Raw genomic sequence first — 19,334 nt, forward strand, 5'->3', positions numbered from 1 at the left:
CAAAAACCATGTTATAAATCGTTTTTTTTAGAAGAAAGTTTATTCTATCCTATGCTTTAATATTAAAGAGTAAAATAGAATTGTACAGTTATTGTTCCTGTTGATTGTTAGATACTATGAATGATAACGGGTTGGTGATGGTGCGTAATACTTTACTTAAAAAAATAGGGAGCATCTTCAATTTGAAGAGAGTATTTTTTCGTGAGAGAGCAGGTATGCTTGTGATTTCAAAAATTTTTCTTCTTTAAAAAAGAGGGGGGAGTTGTTATCAATAAGTATCACATTTTATTTTTATGGATAAAATCGTTTTTTGAATTTTGAATGTATAATTTAGGCTTGCACGTTATTTCTTTCTGGGTATAGTGCGAGACTTCTGGAGAGGTGGCCGAGTGGTTGAAGGCGCACGCCTGGAACGCGTGTATATGGGAAACCATATCGAGGGTTCGAATCCCTCTCTCTCCGCCATTAATCGTAAAATCAATGGGTTATATAAAAGTTCAAGGTTTTTTTGCTTTGATTTTGTTGATGTATTTTTTTATTTATCTTGTCACCTTAAATAGATTTTCATAAGCTTTAAGGCATAGCTTTGTAAATTCAACATTTTTAGGCTTTTTTATTATTTCCAACTGCTGTTTTCTCTATAAAAAATTACTACGAATTATCTTTTCCAGAGTCGATAATTCATCATCACTCTGTCCCAAAATTGCTATAATGGCTGGGCAGGTATTTAAATCGATGGTTAAGGGTAGAGGCTCGTTTTCTTTAAAGAAGAGCATAAAATGAACCACATTTCTCCAAGAATGAAGCTTTTGCTTCCACAGGTTAACATCTTTTATAATATGACCATCGATCTTGTTGATAAGAAAGATAATACGCCCTTTTTTCTTAAAACGGCTTGGTGTTGGCGAAAACTTTCCTGCAATAAGGTTAACGGAGCTGTCAAGTAAATCGTCTTCATAGCAATGCGCAAACAAAGTGGGTGCAATTCCTCCGTGGAGGCGAGCTCCTACTTCGATCATCACTGGGCCGCGGGTGGTTTGCATGATTTCCATATGCACAGGTCCATATTCAATCCCTACCGCGCGAATGCACTTTTTTGCATAAGAGATCAGAGCGGTATAAAGGGGGGCTTGAGCATCAAGCACATCAAGCGATTCATAAACAAAAGCACTTCCATTATGGATACCCTTTTTATATCGCGATAAAGCGCATATTTTTATAGCCTCTCCCTTTACAATGGCATCTACGATGTATTCTTCTCCTTCCAATCTTTCTTGAAGCAAATAAGCCTCGTTAGGTGTGCCAAAAATATTTTTCTGTGTCCAATCAATCTCAGAAATCCACGCTGCCACTTCTTCACGGCTAGAGAAAAACAAAACACCATCACTCCCAGCAGAATCGTTTGGCTTTATCACATAGCCGCTGGGGCTTTCAAAATCATCAAGAGTACAATCGCCTTTTGTAAGAATCTTTGACCTTATATAAGATAAACCATTTTCATAAAGGCACCTTTGCATTGCTGCTTTTTTCCGCCGCCAATCGGTGGTCAAGGGGTTGTTTCCAGGACAACCATAATAATCAGCCAATTGCTCTGCACAATAAATTCCTCGTTCAGCACCTGCTACTACAGCTTTTATTGTGCCGATAGGAAAGCGTTTTTTTATCTCATCGATACTATGAAGTTTTGCTTCTGCCATGCCTTCACCTTGATAAGAGAGCATAAAGTGTGAAAAGGGAGCTGGTTGAGAGATAACACCGTAACAGGTATAGCCCAATTTTTGCAAAGCAGGGGCATAGAGAGCACCCGTGGAGAAAGGATCGACAATAAGAATGGTTTTGCTCATGCTTTGCCCCGCTGTGATGAAAAAAAAAGAACATAGATAAAGATTATCAGCCCGATAAGGGGGAGAAGATAAATGGCTGCTTGGGGGCCCATAAGAGCAGAGCTTGTAAGAAGACCAAGAATAACATAACCCGCCGATTGGGAGAGCGTATAAAGCATGCCACTATAGCTTCCCACCAGCTCTGCTTGAGTTTCTGTTTTTGTTGCTTCAATCATATGTTTGCGGGCGTTAATCCGCATGGTATTCATCGAAAAGCCAATAAAAAAGCAAAAGGCCACAGCCAAATAAGGTGATTGTGTGGTGCTAAAAATAAGATCAGCTAAACCCAACATAAGGGCTGGGAAGATGAATTCAAAGCGCGGGATTTTGATAAAAGCAGCCAAAAAAGCGCCCACACCTGCAACTGCACTGCACAGTCCATAATATTCAGAGCCAAAATCTTTCACACTCTGAAAAAGAATGGTTGCTAGTGTATTATAGGCGCAAATGTGAAAGCCAATAAGGCCTATGCAGATGCATAAAAATTTAAGTTCTTGGGAAAGCCTATCTGCTTGCTGTATAAGTATTGGTTCTTTATTGGTGGCAGGTGACAAGCCATTTGTAGTGCACTCGGTACTATATTCATCGCGAAAGATGATATATCCAGCAACAAGGCTTATAATAATGTCAAACACACAAATAGCTGCAATCAAACCATTATAGCCGATTTCAGCTGCTGCTCCTTGTGGGCTGGTGGCTTCTAAGAGATAACCACTCAATGCTGCTCCCAAAAAGGCACCAATCTGCACCACTGTTTGCATAATGCGGGAAGCTTTTTGGGCGCTAATATAACCACTAAGCGCGAGTTTAGTATTATAAGTTTCCAGTGTACTTAAGGTGATCAAAGAGAGATAACCAATAGAGATAGAGACCGCAATAAAACCCAAAGGGGAGTCGACATAATGAAACAGAGCGATCAACAAAAGAAGGCTATAGATGACAATCCGTCTTTTGTATAAATCTTTCAATCGCAGCGAGGCTTTAATGTGTACAAGACCACTTTTTTTCAAAAGGTAGGGTGTAAGGGTCCCCAAAGCCATGGTTATCCCTAAAAAAATCGATGAGGATGTTATGCGATAAGCATTCCAAAGGTTACTTAAGAAGAGCACCATATCAGAAAAATAGAGCAGAACAACAAGCCCATAAAACCGAAACATTAGCTGTTTGCGCACATCACCCCCCCATGTTGCCATCTCTTAAAAACACGCAATATTATAATCGGTACACATGTTCATAAACAGTTAGTACATCTATTATTGGACAGGTCAAGTTGTTTCGATAGGGGCATGATGTAAAGTTGAATGCTGATATTTATTGTAATGATAGTCATTTTCAGAAATTTGATTAGCGGGGGCGGCTAGTATTTTTACTACGTCTTTTGCAGTTGTACTCTTTTGATAAAGGGTTACTTTACTGGATGATAAGCACAACTATTTTTGAGAGCTATATTTTGTATTCTCAAGAGTATCTCTGTTTAATGCAAGGTTGCGGGGTTATTCTTGATCATTACCACGATAAGCTTGGATTTTAAGATGGCAAAAACCCCTCATTAACGGACAGAAATTAATAATAGTCTTAGATTGAGGCACGTGAGTGCAGCTTTAGGTGGCTTTTTATACAACCAATTGGGGGAGGATGACTCCATTGTTTTAGAATATTATAACGCGTTAAAAGATAATGGAGAGAACCATAGATGTAAGATTATTTTGTATAGATGTAGAGTTCACTTCGATATAAAAGTTCCAAATTTCCCTGCATTTCATATTGTTTTGTCAGTGTAATCAATTGCTGCAAATATTCTTCTCCGTGTTTAGCAATGGCGCGTTGCGCTTGCGTTGAAGAGCGGCTCATACCTATAAAAGCTTCGGAGGGGATTGTCATCGTCCAATTTTGTGTATGTAAAGCAACCTTTTCTGGATTGGCTCCAAGGCCATCACGCATTTCTTGTAAAAAATCAAAATTACGATAATAACGGGAATAGTGAGGGCTCATCTCCTCTAATAATGTTTCATAAGCAGCTAGAAATTGACTATTTTGAAAATTGCGATTGTTTTGAATAACTGCCATGACGCCTCCAGCGCGAAGTTGGCTTGAGACAGTGCTAAGCAATAGAGGGCGATCCATCCACTGAAACGCTTGTGCCGCAACAACAAGATCAACCTTGCCGATTTGAGGCAAGAGGCTTTCTGCTTTACCGTGATACCACTGCACAAAAGGAAATTTTCTTTTCCCCTGCTTAATCATATCTACTGAGACATCGATCGCATGATATTGATGTTCATTGCCTAGAAGTTTGACAATTCCCTCTAATGCGATGCCTGTTCCAGCTCCTACATCCACAATGGACAAATGTTTTTTATCTTTAAAAGGAAGCAGCATGATTTTAAATAAGCTGAGGGGATAGCGTGGACGATAGCGATCATAATCACCAGCCAATCCATCAAATTTTTCACTTTGCGGTTGAATGGTCTTTAGCATCTGGTCTGGTCCTCCCCTCACGAATTGCACTGTACATAAAGAAGCTCTCCTTTGTCCAATTATGTCAAGTATAAATTTCCAAGGAGTTTTGCGGGTTGCTCTTTGTGCCATTCTATAGGGTTAATATTTACTTTTTCTTCTGCCTCAAATGAGGCATTTTAAAAGTCAATTATCTTTGCAAAAATCACGCCGAGATTCCATATATTCCTCTAAAAATCTGTCTCACTTCTGGTGCGATTACCTCTTGAAAGTCTTTTATGAGCATAAAATTTATAACTTTCTTGTGGAAACGATTAATCCCAAATCCTCTATCGTAAAAATGAGATCACCTATTCGCTTTATCGTTATTACAGTTAAAATAATTGATTTCAGCGTTACTATTTTACGTCTATGGCACCAATATAACCGTTAATGAGAAGAGAAATATTTATGAATCTTCAGTATGTTAAGATTACCCGATATGATACCTAGAGCGTTTTCTTTTCATAAAAAATTAATCAGGCTCTAACAAAATGAGAAATTTTGTTTCTTTAAATTTAGTGAACTAAAATAAGAGCTAAATATATGTTTTTAAATGTGGTTATATTGCATCCTGAATGACATGTGTACAAGGGGATAATTTATGTTCGTTGCAAATTTGAAAGAACGCGCTGCTTTATTCAAGAATAGAACTTTCCTCTATTTTACCTTGAGCGGTTTGTTTGCTACATTTGGAAGTGGGCTCAATTATATTGCATTATCGTGGCTTGCTTACAGTCAAACGAATTCAATTCGTGGTGTAGCGCTTTTGATGTTTTTTCTCTGGATGCCGAGCATTATTTTTGCACCTATTTTAGGCGTATTGGCAGATAAATATAATCGTAAAGCGCAGATTATCATTTCAAATCTTGTCAGAGGTTTGGTGATTGTTGGGTGGAGTATACTTTGGCAATTGGGTATAGAAATTGATTTGATGATCTTATCTGCTTTGTTGGGTATTTTTATTTCTTTTTATATGCCATCAGCTATTCCTTTAATCCAAAGTATTATTCCCCAAAAACAGCTTATCAATGCAAATGCAACCATTGATATGGTCTATGAACTTGGAATGATCATTGGTATGGGGTTTAGTGGATTTATACTTGCCTGTGTAGGAACAAAAGGAACTCTTCTAATAGGTGGTATATTTTTTATTATTGCTGGTTTGTTTAACTTTGCAATGAAGGTACCTAAAAACCGTAGATCTAAAAATCAAAGTAAGCAAAATTGGTGGAAAAGTTATAGAGCATCCCTTCATTATTTTAAGCGGAATCCGGTTCTTTTTATGCCTTATATAAGCCAGATGATTATTACAATGCTTTTAATGACCATCCCTGTTATTCTAGTTCCTTATACACAAGAGGTCTTAAGCACGGATAGTGGGACCTTTGCAATATTTGAGGCGCTTTATTCTATGGGCGTATTGACAGGAGCGCTTCTTTCGCCACTTCTTTGCAAAATTTTATCCATAAGAAAAACCTTGGCATTTTTATTAGCTGTTATGGCTATTGGACTTGCTATTTTGTCTGTTAATACACACATTTTTGTTGTTTTTCCTATTTACTTTATGATTGGATTTGGACTTTCGAGTTGGGCTCTTTCAATTTCTTTATCGCAACTCTCTTGTGATCCTGAATACCAAGGAAGATTGCAGGCAAGTTTTAATGGTTTGTCTGGATGCTTTATCCTCGGAGTCTATCTCATTATGGCAAGCGATAGCAGCAGCATATCACCTCAATTGATATATTTTCTTCAAAGTATTGTTGCGCTTATTGGGATGCTTATCGTACTGTTTTATAAACATGAAAAATGATAAATTACATTGAAGTGCAGTAAAGCTATATGCTATTTTATAAACATTTACGAGGGGGCATATTTCATATTTTGCTTTTAAAGGGGGGGTGAGAAAATGCGAAAGTATGGCTGCTTTTAATGAAGCAAGCATAGGTTTATTTTGTTATAAAATATTCTTTATTTTTTGATGATGACCAACAAGGGTTTATGCGGTTTTTTAATTCACCGGACTTTAGTAAAGAGACAAGGACGCAACACTTTAAAGTTCCTTAAAAGTTTTTTGGTTTAAGCACAGCAGAAAGTCAAAGTGCTCTATCATACGGGAAGAATATTACATTATTTTTGTTTTTCAAAATCCATACGAAAAATTGCATCAATTTCATCCTCATTGGAATGAACACTTCTGCGACGATTCAAGGTTTGCACAATCTCTTTTTTTAAAAGCGCATCTGTTTCACTTAAACGGAGAATACTGAGTTCCAATTCAAGAGATAAAGCTAAATCCACACACAATTTAAGCTCTTCTCCAATGTCAAAACCACGTTGATAGTCGTCATAAAGACCAACCAGTGTATCGGATAATTCCTTACCGCATAAAGAGGTCATGCTAAATTCCCCCACGTTACGGCTTTTTGTGCAGCTTTGTTTTGTTTAAAGATCACTCCACTATTATCACTCAGAGTTGCCATATATACGAACCTCATGATTTTATCAATTTTCTGCGAAATATGCACTTTTAAATCAATGCCTATTAAAAACTTTATCACTCCAAGATTTTGAAGCACCTAATTGTAAATATAGATGGCAATGTTTTCTATAGAACTTATAACATTTAAAATACATTGCCAAAAGGCTTTTAATTTGCGCACAGAAAGAATATTTGGCAATACACCAAATACTCTGTCTATTGCCAATCACAGTTAAATCAGTACCATTAATATCTACAATAAGCAGGCAAGGTTTGTAAACGTTCAGCTTTTTAAGAATGTGTAATAATCTCGTTTTTTGCAGAAGTGAAATTATTTTGCCTTTTTTATATTGAGTTTTAGACATTGATAAACCTTTTATCTTATAAAAAACTATGAGAAGCGCATTTGCATGTTTTTGTAATAAGATTTCAGTGATATAGTGCACAGCACGCAATGGAGAGAACCACATGGGTTTTTACTGCTGTGAGACATATGACTGCACTTTTTGAGAGAGCCGTTGATAAGAACTTTGCTCAATAGGCATACAATTGGCCATGGCAGGTATTGTTTTTTCATGAGAGGGTGCCCAAATGTTTTTGACACTGAAGGTCGATATTTGGTAAACTTTCACGCGTTTTGCCTAGGGGGATGAGAGTGAGGGCTTGGCAAAATACTATGGCGGTCGCATTTTTTGTGTAATTGTCATAATTTTCGCTCCTGCTTAAATGGATGCTGTAACATCCGTTTTTGTGGGGTTATGTATGTGATAACTGCTTTTTTCTAAGAGCAGTAACGATAGATATAAATCAATATAATTGTTGAATAAATAATTATATTGATTTTGGAGTAATTTTTTGGCTCGTCCGGAAGCAAAACCTAAAACTGAGTTGGCAAAACGTTTTCGTGAAGTGCGTCACGCTCTTGGTTTCACAGAGCGTAAGCAGTTTGCTGAACATCTTGGTATTACTGCTGGCTCTATAGGAACTTATGAAACGGGGATCAGTGAACCTACAGCCTCTGCGCTATCCAAATATCAAGAAATTTGCGGTGTTTCATTAGATTGGCTTGTAACGGGTAATGGAGAGATGTTTTCAGATATGGCAAAGGCAAAAGCGGCAGGTTTAAAAGCGCAAGCAATCCCTGCTGGTTTAATGAAAAAGCTTGGATATTTAGCTTATACAACGTATCATGATGCAAACATAACACTTTCTCCTGAAGATGTTGCGGAATTAGCAGCAGAGCTTTACGGAAAATTGCAAGAGCTTATTGAAAATCTCAATGATATGGAAGAAGTAGAAGCCACTTTGCCACTTTTAAAATTGCATTTAAAGCGCAAAATCGAATCTGAAAAGGCACATAAAATGCCCCAAGGCATATGAATTACAGCCTTCTAAAATAAAATTCTCTTCTGCTATAAAATCAGTTTGAAGAAAAACGCATTGAGTGATAAAAATATATATAAAAACAATAAGTTATAAAGTATTTTCTTTTTAATTTTTTCAATATTCTATATTTCTTATGAAAATCACAATCCTTTAAAATAGGTTATCTCATAACAAAGAATGAGGTTTCATAAGGGGCATAATCTACTAGATTATAAAATAAGTCTAAAAAGTTATAATTTTCATACAGATAAGCACAACTGTTATAAAAAAACACTTTTTGTCTTTCATAAGAAGTATTTTTGCAAATTTATAAAAAATTATTTTTTACACTCTTGCCATTCTGCTGCTGCGCTTTATCTGAAAGGTGGAATTGCTCTTTAGTGAAACTATATTTTTGTTAAGAGATAAATCGCAGTGTTTTTGAATGGAGATAAAGGTATATTTTCAAAGTCTTGTGTTTTTATTTATTTTTTAGCTTGAATCCCTCTAGCTAAAAGGGTTGGGGACTTTTCTAGATTCGATGTTGTTGCAAAGATTTTAGGCTGATGCTGGGTGAATATCGGTATCAGAGGGGGAGTTTTATATTGATTTATTGTTTTTTTGAGGTGCGCAAACGAGGGTTTTGCCATGAGGTTTTTTGCGCGTTGTAATGATGTTGAGCTCTGTTGGAGGAGGTTCTTATGAAAAAAAAATATTCCACACCAAATTTAATTAAAGCTGTCTCGCTCAGCGCGGCAATGGCGACACTCTTGTCTAGTGTTTCCCCTGTTTTCGCTGCCAATCTCGCGATAACGGGGGCAAATAATTTAAGTACAAATCTTGGCGGCGTTTCATATGCACATGGTAGCCATGGTAGTGTTGTTTTATCTGGTGATGATGACTACTGTGGTGCAGACAACGTTATCGGTCGTGGTGGCAAACAACAAAAGGGTATTACTGATAGTCAACGAATATCTGCAGAGGACCAATATGAAAGATTTATTGGCGAGAAAGTTTTTAATGGTCGTCAGCCTTATGGCACAACCACTCAAAAGGTTATTTGGCAAAGTGAAGGGATTCTGACCAACGATGCTACTTATATGGGAACAAACACTAATGGGTTTCAAAATGCTATGCCTGAAGCTTATGGCGTTTATTCTTTTGCAACGGGCTGTGGTTCTGCGGCAACAGGAAATTATTCCACGGTATTTGGTGCAGGCGCAACCGCAAAAGCTGGAGGGGCGCAAGCTTTTGGTGTTTCTGCGCTTGCAGGGGGTATAGCAAGCGTTGCTATGGGTGTAGGCTCAGAAGCGGCGGGAAAGTCTGCGGTTGCCATTGGAGGGCTTGCAAATGCATTAGGTGAAAATAGTATTGCTTTGGGGACTAAAGTAAAGGCGGCACAGAGTTATGCGATTGCTATAGGTACAGATGCTGAAGCTCGAGCTTCAGGTTCTATTGCAATAGGTAGCAGGCGCTCTAACAGAACTGAAGAAAATAAACCTAACAGAGAAGTATTAGCGGAGGCAGAAAATTCGATTGCTATAGGTACGTTTGCTTATGCTAAAACGGAAGATTCGGTTGCCCTTGGTGTAAATGCGCAAGTATTTTCTAAGGATGGTGTTGCTATAGGTGGTGGCTCTGTTTCTAGAAGAGAAAAAGGTGCCGAGGCTTATGATCCTGCAACAGATACAGTCTCGAGCGAAAAAAGCGGTCTTGCATGGAAAAGTACGGCAGGTGTTTTTAGTATTGGTGAAGTAAACGCTGATGGTAATGATGGCAAAGGTGAATTAACACGGCAAATTACCGGTGTGGCTGCTGGTAAAGAAGATACCGATGCGGTAAATGTCGCACAGTTAAAAGCTCTAAGAGGTATCATAGGAAAAGGAGGAGGAGGGGGGTGGAAAATTTCTGCTAACAACACAGGTCCTACAGATGTTAATGTAGGCAATACCGTAGATTTTTCAGTGATAAAGAGTAACGTAGGACCAGATAACTTAAAAATTACAAAAAGCAATGAAAACGATAATCATAAAATTCAATTTACTTTGGCTGATGAGCTTAAGTTAACAAAAGTCACCACAGGTCAAAGCTCTATGAGTGATGATGGCTTTATTATTGGGAATGATGGACCCAAAATGGTTCTGGATGGCTTTTTTGTTAATGGTCAAAATGGTCCAAGTATGACTCAGGAAGGTATTGATGCTGGTAATAAAAAGATTACAAATGTGGCTGAAGCAGAAAACGATACTGATGCAGTGAATTTTGAGCAGTTGAAAAAATTTACAGAAGGAATTAAAGGGGGCGGCTGGAAGCTTTCTGTTGAAGATGGAAAAGCTACAGATATTACTGCAGGCAGCACAGTCCGTTTTTTTGCTGTTTCGAATAATTATACTGGTCAGAAAAACATAAAAATTGCAAATACAAATGGGCAAAACGTCTCTTTTGATTTAGCTAATAATATTAATGTAGAGTCTGTCACAGCAGGAGAAAGCATTATGGATGCTTCGGGCTTTCGGTTTGAAGGTGATGATGGTACTGAGGGGCCGAGCATAACTGTTAATGGCATTTATGCTGGTGATAAAACGATTACAGGGGTAGCAACAGGAGAACAAGATACCGATGCAGTGAATTTTGGGCAGCTGAAAAAATATGTAGAAAAGAATGGGGGAAGCTGGAAACTTTCTGTTGATGGCAATAATGCTACAGACGTTAAAGTTGGGAGTACAGTAGATCTTGTTGCCGCTGAAGGTGATGGGGGTTACAAAAATATCACAATTGAAAAAAGTAATGGAAATGAAGTCACATTTGCTTTGAATGATAATCTTAAGTTGACGAGTGTTACGACAGGCAATAGCCTTATGAATGATCAGGGCTTTTCATTTGTTGATGGTGATGGGCCTAAAATAACTTTAAATGGTATTGAGGCTGGTAATAAAAAAATTACAAAAGTAGCAGATGGAGCTGAGCCTAACGATGCTGTAAATTATAAACAGTTGACAGAGATAAAAACACTTGCAGAAAATGGCTGGCAACTTTCTGTTGATGGGAAAAATCCTACAGGTGTTAAAGCTGGTAGTACAGTAGATCTTGTTACTGCTGAAGGTGATGGTGGTCACAAAAATATTACAATTGAAAAAAGTAATGAAAATAAAGTCACATTTACTTTGAATGATAAGCTTAAATTGACGAATGTCACGACAGGCAACAGCATTATGGACGGTAGTGGCTTTGGATTTGTTGATGCTGGTCCCAAAATAACTGTAAATGGCATTAATGCTGGTGATAAAAAGATTACAGGAGTAGCTAAGGGAGAAGGCAATACTGATGCTGTAAATTTTTCACAGTTGAAAGAAATGAAAGACCAGATAGCTAGCGATAGCCTTGTTAAATGGGATGAAAGACAAAATCTTATCACCATTGGTGGAGAAAAAGATGGTATAGAAATCAATGTTGCGAATAATGAAGACGAAAATCGAATTATTTCTGGTGTTGCAGTTGGAAAAGTCAGTGCTGATTCAACAGAAGCAATAAATGGTCATCAGCTTTTCAATTATGCTGCTAATATATCAGAATATTTTGGTGGCGAGACAGATGTGATCGATGGTTTCAAGCCAACTTTTACTATTCAAGATAACGAATATCATAATGTTACTGATGCTTTCGGAGGACTTGATGATTATATCACGGATATTTATACGCAGATTAATAATGTAACTGAAAGTAGCCTTGTTAAATGGGATGAGGGGGAAGGACTTATTACTATTGGTAAGGAAAAAAGTGGTACTAAAATTGATATTAAAGGTACTGAGGGGGAACGGACTATTGCGGGTGTGAAAGATGGTGACCTTGGAAAGGATTCAAAAGAAGCTGTTAATGGGTCCCAGATTAATGCAATATCTGGAGATATTGCAAAATATTTTGGTGGTGGGGCCTCGTTCGAAAATGGTGTTTTTAAAAGACCAAGATATAATTTAACGACTATTGATTCCAATGGTGAAGTAAAACAAAAGGAACATAATGATGTTGGGTCAGCTTTGTCAGGGCTTGATACAAATATCAGGAATGTTAATCATCATTTTATAAATGCAATGAATGACATTGCCAATTATTTCGGTGGTGGTGCTGGATATGACAAAAATGGAGAATGGCATGCCCCTACTTTCCAAGTCTATCACATCAATGATAATGGTACTGTTTCTAAGAAACCTCATCAAAACGTTGCTGATGCTTTTGAGGATGTGAACAATACTTTCACGAATATTCACAATCAAATCTCTAATATCAAAGAAAATAATTTAGTTCAGCAAGAAGAAGAGTTTGGTCTTATCACTATTGGTGCGAAAACAGGGGGGACAGAAATCAGTATTGAAAATATGAATGGTGAGGAGCGAACACTTTTTGGTGTAAAAGATGGTGAAATCTCTCGAACATCAACGGAAGCAGTCAATGGTTCTCAGATTTTCAAGATTGCTAAAAATATATCAAACTATTTTGGTGGCAGTACAGATGTATATGAAGGTATAAAACCAGCCTTCCTTATTGATGGAGAGACATATCATAATGTTACCGATGCTTTTACGGGTGTGAATGTTTCTATCACAAATATTGATAATAAAATTTCTGAAATGAAAGAAAACAGTCTTGTTAAATGGGATGAAGGACAGCAACTTATCACGATTGGTAAGGATAAAGCTGGTACTGAGATCAATATTGCAGGATATGGTAACGCACCACGTAAGATTTCTCGCGTGCGGGAAGCAGAAAATGACGATGAAGCTGTTAATAAAGCCCAACTTGATAAAAGCATAAAGGGCATCTCAAAAGATGCTTTACTGTGGGATGATAATGAAGAAGCATTCGTTGCACTTCATGAAAAAAATGGAGAAAAGACCAAGAGCAAATTGAAGTATCTTTTGGATGGTGACATTTCTAAAAATTCAACAGATGCTATAAATGGTTCTCAACTTTATTCTATAAGCAACCAACTTGCGAATTATTTTGGCGGTGATGCGAAATATGAAAATGGCAAATGGACAGCCCCTACTTTCAAGATTGTTCAAGTTGACGTAAATGGTAAAACTATTGAAAATAGCTATAATACAGTTGCTGAAGCTTTTGGTGGTATTAACAGTGGGATGTCGAATATTAATAACCGTATTGATGATGTCATCAACAAGGTCGATTCCGATGCGTTAAAGTGGAATAGTAATAAAAACGCTTATGATGCTAGCCGTGATGGTAAACCAAGTAAGATTATCAATGTAGCCGATGGTAGAATTGAAAAAGGTTCCAAAGATGCGGTTAACGGTGGACAACTTTGGCAAACCAATGAGCGTGTTGCAAAGGTTGAAAATCGTGTTACGGATGTTGAAAATCATGTTGAGATCATCGACAAAAAAGTTGATAACATTTCCAATACCATTGAGGATATTGGGGATACAGTTAACAATATTAATATCAAAGTTGATAATATTGATAATAAGGTTAACGATATTGCTGAGGATGCTGTTCGCTATGACAGAGATGAAAACGGCAACAAGACCAATAAAATCACATTAGCGGGGGGGGATGCCAGTGAACCTGTTGTGATTGATAATGTTGCTGATGGTAAAATTGAGAAAGGATCAAAAGAAGCTGTAAATGGTGGTCAACTCCATGACTATACCCAAGAGCAGATGAAGATTGTTCTTGATGAATCTAAGCAGTATACGGATCAAAAGATCAATAATATTAGAATTGATGCGATTGACGAAGCTGTTGATAAATCCAAAAACTATACCGATATGAAGTTTGATGCTTTAAATTACAGCATAGAAAATGTGAAAAAAGAAGCAAGACAAGCAGCAGCTATTGGTTTAGCAGTGTCTAACTTACGCTACAATGATACACCTGGAAAATTAAGCGTTGGATTTGGTACTGGTTTATGGCGCAGTCAATCAGCTTTTGCCTTTGGTGCAGGTTACACCTCAGAGAATGGAAATATTCGGTCTAATGTATCTGTTACTACTTCTGGTGGTCATTGGGGTGTAGGTGCAGGATTCAATATGACATTGAATTGATAATCAACAAACCAAATAAAAAATTCTTTTCACCCTTGTCTCATGAGGCAGGGGTGAATTACTTTTTACGTCTATAAAAGATATGCATAGAGAGATTGCTAAGGGATATAATGATAACGGACAGGTTTTAAAAACAGAAAAAAATTTTACGATTTTGGCAAAGTCTGCACCTTTTTCAAAAGAAACGATGAATTAGTCTGACTCTTTACAAAACTGTAAATTTACGATTCACCTTCCGGTAAAAACAGATTGAGTTTAACGGGAGAGGTGATAAAAATGATATGCTAATGAGTCTGCGGTAACTTAAGCCATGTCTACTTTCGTCATTTGTTAGAGCCTGTTAAGAGATTATTTTCAAGGATAACAATGAAGCTAAAAATACCCCTCTTTACGCATTTTTGAAGAAAAGTCGTAGACTTTATTCACTTATTTTACACAAAAAATATCTCTGCTTAACACTTTGTTAAAAAGAAAAACGCCCCTTTCTCTTCAAGATATTAGCACTTTCTTTATGAATAAAAGTGATAAACGAAAAGCTAGAAAAATAATATTACCCTTGCAAAAAACAACCAAACATTCTAGAAATTAAAAAAATATTAACTAATCTGCAAAAGTATAGACCTTATTTTCTCAGAGTAACACAAAAAGCGGGGAGATTCACTATGACACCTAAATACGCAATTTTTCTATTTTTTTAATCACATAAATTTTGATGTTAGAAAAAACTAGATCCAGACACCTACATGGCGTTTAAGTGTGCCTTTTTTTGTGTTTACAGTTAAATTTTTTTCATTGGGGAATTTGTTATGAACAAATTATATACAAAATTAGCGGGGAGTGATTTAAAATTTTCTCGTTTTCCTTTTATTAAAGTTTTATCATTGACTTCAATCGCTGCACTTTTGTCGAGTGTTTCTCCTGTATTGGCAAAAAATCTTGATTCAAGAGAAGGGGATTCTACAGATATAAAAACTGTTGCTGTGGCATATCCCCAAAGTGTTATTTCTGTTTATGATGAAGTGCCCAGTTATTTGGGGCTTCGTAATAGTATGTCTTCCCAACAGGTTGCACAGAATGATGAGAATACAGCAATCGTTAGTGTATCTGATGCCTCGCGTAATGATACAACTACAATAACGGAGAATAATGCCGGATTACAACGTGCAGACACAAATACTACTTTGGGTGGAGGAGCGATAGCGGAAAAAAAATGGAGTACTGCTGTAGGTTATATGGCTCATGCTATAGGGGAAAGCAGTACCGCATTGGGTGGTGAATATAATGAAAAGAGCATTCACGGAGAAGATGATTATACCACTGCAAAGGGTGATTATTCAACAGCTTTGGGTGCTGTTGCTAGGGCTTTGGAGTATGGTACAACTGCCGTTGGTCATCGTGCATATGCAGAGGCAAAAAACGCTATTTCTATAGGATTTTATTCGAAAGCACAGGCAGAGGGAAGTATTGCTATAGGAGCGAATTCTATAGCGGATGTTGTAGCGGGTGTTGAAGGGTATAGTCCTCTTGGGAAGAAGGGAGAAGGTGCTGATTTTGTATGGAAAAGTACACAAGGTGCTGTTAGTGTTGGTGATATTAAGCAAGGTAGAACACGGCAAATTGGGGGCATAGCAGCAGGTACAGAAGAGACTGATGCAGTCAATATTGCGCAGTTGAAGTCATTGCAAACCTATGTAGATAAGGGCTGGAATCTATCTGTTAATGGTAAAAATACTAAAGCTGTGGCGATAAATGATACGGTAGATTTTGCAGCTGGAAGTAAAAATCTTGAAATTACCAAAGGCGAAAAAGACAATAACATAAAATTTGATCTCGCAAAAAATATTACGCTGGAGAGCGTAATGGCAGGTGCGAATACCTTAAATGCAATGGGTTTAGTCATTGCGAATGGACCTCAAATAACGACTGATGGTATTCATGCTGGTGGTAAAAAGATAACAGGCGTCGCAGATGGGAGTGCAGATACTGACGCTGTGAATTTTGCACAGCTAAAAGCAATGCAAGCAGCAGCGGCTATAAAAGGTTTGAAAATTAACACGGCTAACAATGATTTCAAAGATGCTATCGCTGATGGGGAATCTTCAGTTGCTATAGGCTCTGGGGCATCTGCATCTGCTTCTGCTGCTGTAGCTTGGGGGTTGAACTCGCAAGCAACGGTGAATGGAGGAATTGCTCTAGGAGCGTATTCTGTGGCGGATGTTGTTGGTACTGCTGGTTATGAGCCTTTTACAGGAGGTCAAACAGCTAAAATGACTTATGAGTGGCGAGGTTCTGGGTTAGGTGTCGTTAGTGTTGGTGATAATACTAATAAACTTTCCCGGCAAATTACGGGGGTAGCCGCTGGTCTTCAAGATACTGATGCGGTGAATGTTGCACAGTTGAAATCTTTACGAGACTACGTAGATAAAGGCTGGAAACTGTCTGTTGACGGTAAAAATGCTAAAGCTGTAGGGATAAAGGATACGGTAGATTTTGCAGCTGGAAGTAAAAATTTTGAAATTACCAAAGGTGAGGGTGACAATAAGGTAAAATTTGATCTCGCAAAGGACATTACGCTGGGTAGCGTAACGACTGGTACGAATACTTTAGATGCAACGGGCTTGAAAATTGCGAATGGTCCTCAAATAACGACTGATGGTATTCATGCTGGTGGTAAAAAGATCACAGGAATATTAGAGGCTACTAACGAGACCGATGCAGTGAATTTTGGACAATTAAATAAAACCAAGCAAGAAGTCCAAGAACAAATACAAAAACAGGTTCAAGAAGTCGAAAAGCAAGTGGCGGCCAATAGTTTTGTGAAACAAGATCCTGTAACGAAACATATTACCATTGGTAAAGAAGTAGTAGGCGATGAAATTAATATTGCCAACAACATGGATGAGGCACGTACCCTTTCAGGTGTTAAGGCAGCAGTCAATGATAATGAAGCTGTTAACAAAGCTCAGCTTGATACAAACATCAATGAAGTAAAGGTCTTTCTAAGGATCTTCAGTCAGATGATTCAGCAGTTGTGCATTATGATAAACAAAAGAATGGAGCCATTGATTATGCGAGTGTAACTTTTGGTGGGAAAGAGAAGACCCTCACAGCGCTTCACAATATTGCTGATGGTGCGATTTCTTCAGAATCTCATGATGCAATCAATGGTAAGCAGATTAACAAAATCGGTGAGGATATTGCTAAGTTCTTGGGTGGAGAAGCATCCTTTAAAGATGGAGCTTTTACAGAGCCAACCTATAAATTATCTTACGTTGCTACAGATGGAAAAGTAACCAAGAGCTCTTATCAAGGTGTTGGAACGGCTTTTGCAGGACTTGATACAAATATCAAGAATGTGAATCAACGTATTAAAGAAGTATCAGAAGGTGTTGCGCAGGATTCTTTATCGTGGAGCAAGGATGCCAATGCCTTTAGTGCGCAACATGGCGAAGAAGAAAAAACTAATAGCAAAATTAAATTCCTTGCTACCGGAGATATTACGAAAGACTCGACGGAAGCTATTAATGGTTCACTGCTTTCTCTCGCGGCCAATAGCTTCGTGAAACAGGATGATGAAACGAGATCTATCACTATTGGGAAGGATACAGATGGTGAGAGAATCGATCTTATCAATAAGACTGGTGGGGCTCGGACTCTTTCTGGTGTGAAAGCTGGAACTGCAGAAACCGATGCGGTGAATTTTGCACAGCTGCAAAAAGTGGAAAAAGATGTCAAAGAACAGGTAGCTGCCAATAGTTTTGTAAAACAAGATGATAAAACGAGATACATAACCATTGGGAAGGATACAGATGGCGATAAAATCGATATTACCAACACAAGCGGTGCAAATCGGATCATTTCTGGTGTGGAAGATGCAAAGAACAATAATGATGCCGTTAACAAAGGTCAGCTTGATAAAGGTATCGAAAACGTCAGTAAAGACATCACCAATAAGTTCAACGATTTTACGCAAAACATAACGCATATTACGCAACAAGTTCAAGGCGATACCTTATTGTGGAGTGAGAGTGATGGGGCATTTGTTGCTCAGCATGGTAAAGAAAAAACGAATAGCAAGATCAAATTTCTTGCAAATGGTGACGTTACCGAAGATTCAACAGATGCAATCAATGGCTCACAACTTTTTGCGACAAATCAAAATGTAGCAACTGTATCAAATAATCTCCAAACTGTTGCCACGGATATAGCCAAGTCATTTGGAGGTGGAGCTGAATATAAAGATGGCAAATGGACCGCAGCAACTTTTACACTTAAAACGGTTAACACTGATGGTGAGGAAAAAGATGAAACTTATCATAATGTAGCTGAGGCTTTGAGTGGTGTTGGTAGTTCTATTACAAACGTTCAGAATAAAATCACCAATGAGATTACCAACCAGATTAATAATGCGATTACCAAAGTGGAGGGTGAGAATTTTATTCAGCAGGATAAGGAAACAAATCGTCTCACGATTGGTGCTAAAACAGAAGGCACAGAAATCAATATTGCCAACGCAAGTGGTGCAAGTCGGATCATTTCTGGTGTGGCAGATGCAAAGAACAGCAATGAGGCCGTTAATAAAGGTCAGCTTGATAAAGGTATCGAAAATGTCAGTAAAGACATCACCAATAAGTTCAACGATTTTACGCAAAGCATAACGAATATTACGCAACAGGTTCAGGGTGATGCTTTATTGTGGAGCGAGGCTGATAAGGCATTCGTTGCTCAACATGGTGAAGAAAAAGCAAAGAGCAAGCTTAAGTACCTTTTAAATGGAGACATTACAGCTGAATCAACGGATGCGGTTAATGGTTCTCAGCTTTATTCGATGAGTAATAATCTTGCAGGATATTTTGGTAGTGGCGCTGGTTATGATGAGAATGGCGAATGGAAAGCACCTACTTTTACGCTTAAGACAGTTAAGGAGGATGGTACAGCAGGTGAAGAAAGCTATGATACTGTAGAAAAAGCGCTTTCTGCTGTTGGTACATCTTTCACGAATATTCAGAATAAAATCACCAATGAAATTACTAATGAGATCAATAAAAC

Annotated in this window: 8 protein-coding genes, 1 tRNA gene and 1 pseudogene; 6 read left to right on the plus strand and 4 right to left on the minus strand. The window is 37.8% G+C overall.

All coding sequences use genetic code 11. The annotated features are described in order from the left end of the window. Positions 1-375: 375 nt before the first annotated feature. Positions 376-465 (plus strand) — tRNA-Ser (locus tag T429_RS0103660). Positions 466-638: 173 nt separating this feature from the next. On the opposite strand, the gene T429_RS0103665 is transcribed toward T429_RS0103660, so the two are convergent. The 3 genes from T429_RS0103665 to T429_RS0103675 form a co-directional block, all read right to left on the minus strand. After that, positions 639-1,844, minus strand: a complete 1,206-nt coding sequence (locus tag T429_RS0103665; RefSeq protein WP_005774484.1) for an ATP-grasp domain-containing protein — start codon at positions 1,842-1,844, stop codon at positions 639-641. Next, positions 1,841-3,076 (minus strand): MFS transporter, encoded by a 1,236-nt coding sequence (locus T429_RS0103670; RefSeq protein WP_005774485.1) that lies wholly within the window; start codon positions 3,074-3,076, stop codon positions 1,841-1,843. The genes T429_RS0103665 and T429_RS0103670 overlap by 4 nt, the downstream gene beginning before the upstream one ends. A 508-nt stretch (positions 3,077-3,584) precedes the next feature. Then, a complete protein-coding gene (locus tag T429_RS0103675) occupies positions 3,585-4,361 on the minus strand; it encodes a class I SAM-dependent methyltransferase (protein ID WP_005774486.1) in 777 nt (258 codons plus the stop codon). A gap of 622 nt (positions 4,362-4,983) precedes the next feature. On the opposite strand from T429_RS0103675, the gene T429_RS0103680 reads away from it, so the two are divergent. After that, a complete protein-coding gene (locus T429_RS0103680) occupies positions 4,984-6,192 on the plus strand; it encodes an MFS transporter (protein ID WP_005774986.1) in 1,209 nt (402 codons plus the stop codon). 317 nt (positions 6,193-6,509) lie between these two features. On the opposite strand, the gene T429_RS0103685 is transcribed toward T429_RS0103680, so the two are convergent. Then, positions 6,510-6,779 (minus strand): hypothetical protein, encoded by a 270-nt coding sequence (locus tag T429_RS0103685; RefSeq protein WP_005774987.1) that lies wholly within the window; start codon positions 6,777-6,779, stop codon positions 6,510-6,512. A gap of 937 nt (positions 6,780-7,716) precedes the next feature. Here T429_RS0103685 and T429_RS0103700 point away from each other — a divergent pair. From T429_RS0103700 to T429_RS11325, 4 genes and pseudogenes are all read left to right on the plus strand, one after another. Beyond that, positions 7,717-8,241 (plus strand): helix-turn-helix domain-containing protein, encoded by a 525-nt coding sequence (locus T429_RS0103700; protein ID WP_005774988.1) that lies wholly within the window; start codon positions 7,717-7,719, stop codon positions 8,239-8,241. Positions 8,242-8,927: 686 nt separating this feature from the next. Continuing rightward, the gene (locus T429_RS0103710; RefSeq protein WP_005774989.1) at positions 8,928-14,285 is read left to right on the plus strand and encodes a Vomp family autotransporter; all 5,358 of its coding nucleotides are present in this window, start codon (positions 8,928-8,930) and stop codon (positions 14,283-14,285) included. Positions 14,286-15,091: 806 nt separating this feature from the next. After that, the gene (locus tag T429_RS10595; protein ID WP_245257969.1) at positions 15,092-17,365 is read left to right on the plus strand and encodes a hypothetical protein; all 2,274 of its coding nucleotides are present in this window, start codon (positions 15,092-15,094) and stop codon (positions 17,363-17,365) included. After that, positions 17,317-19,149 (plus strand): annotated as a pseudogene (locus T429_RS11325) (Vomp family autotransporter); the annotation flags it as partial. The gene T429_RS10595 and the pseudogene T429_RS11325, both read left to right, overlap by 49 nt. Positions 19,150-19,334: the final 185 nt, after the last annotated feature.

It is taken from the genome of Bartonella elizabethae F9251 = ATCC 49927 (genome assembly GCF_000518165.1).
Taxonomy (GTDB): domain Bacteria; phylum Pseudomonadota; class Alphaproteobacteria; order Rhizobiales; family Rhizobiaceae; genus Bartonella; species Bartonella elizabethae.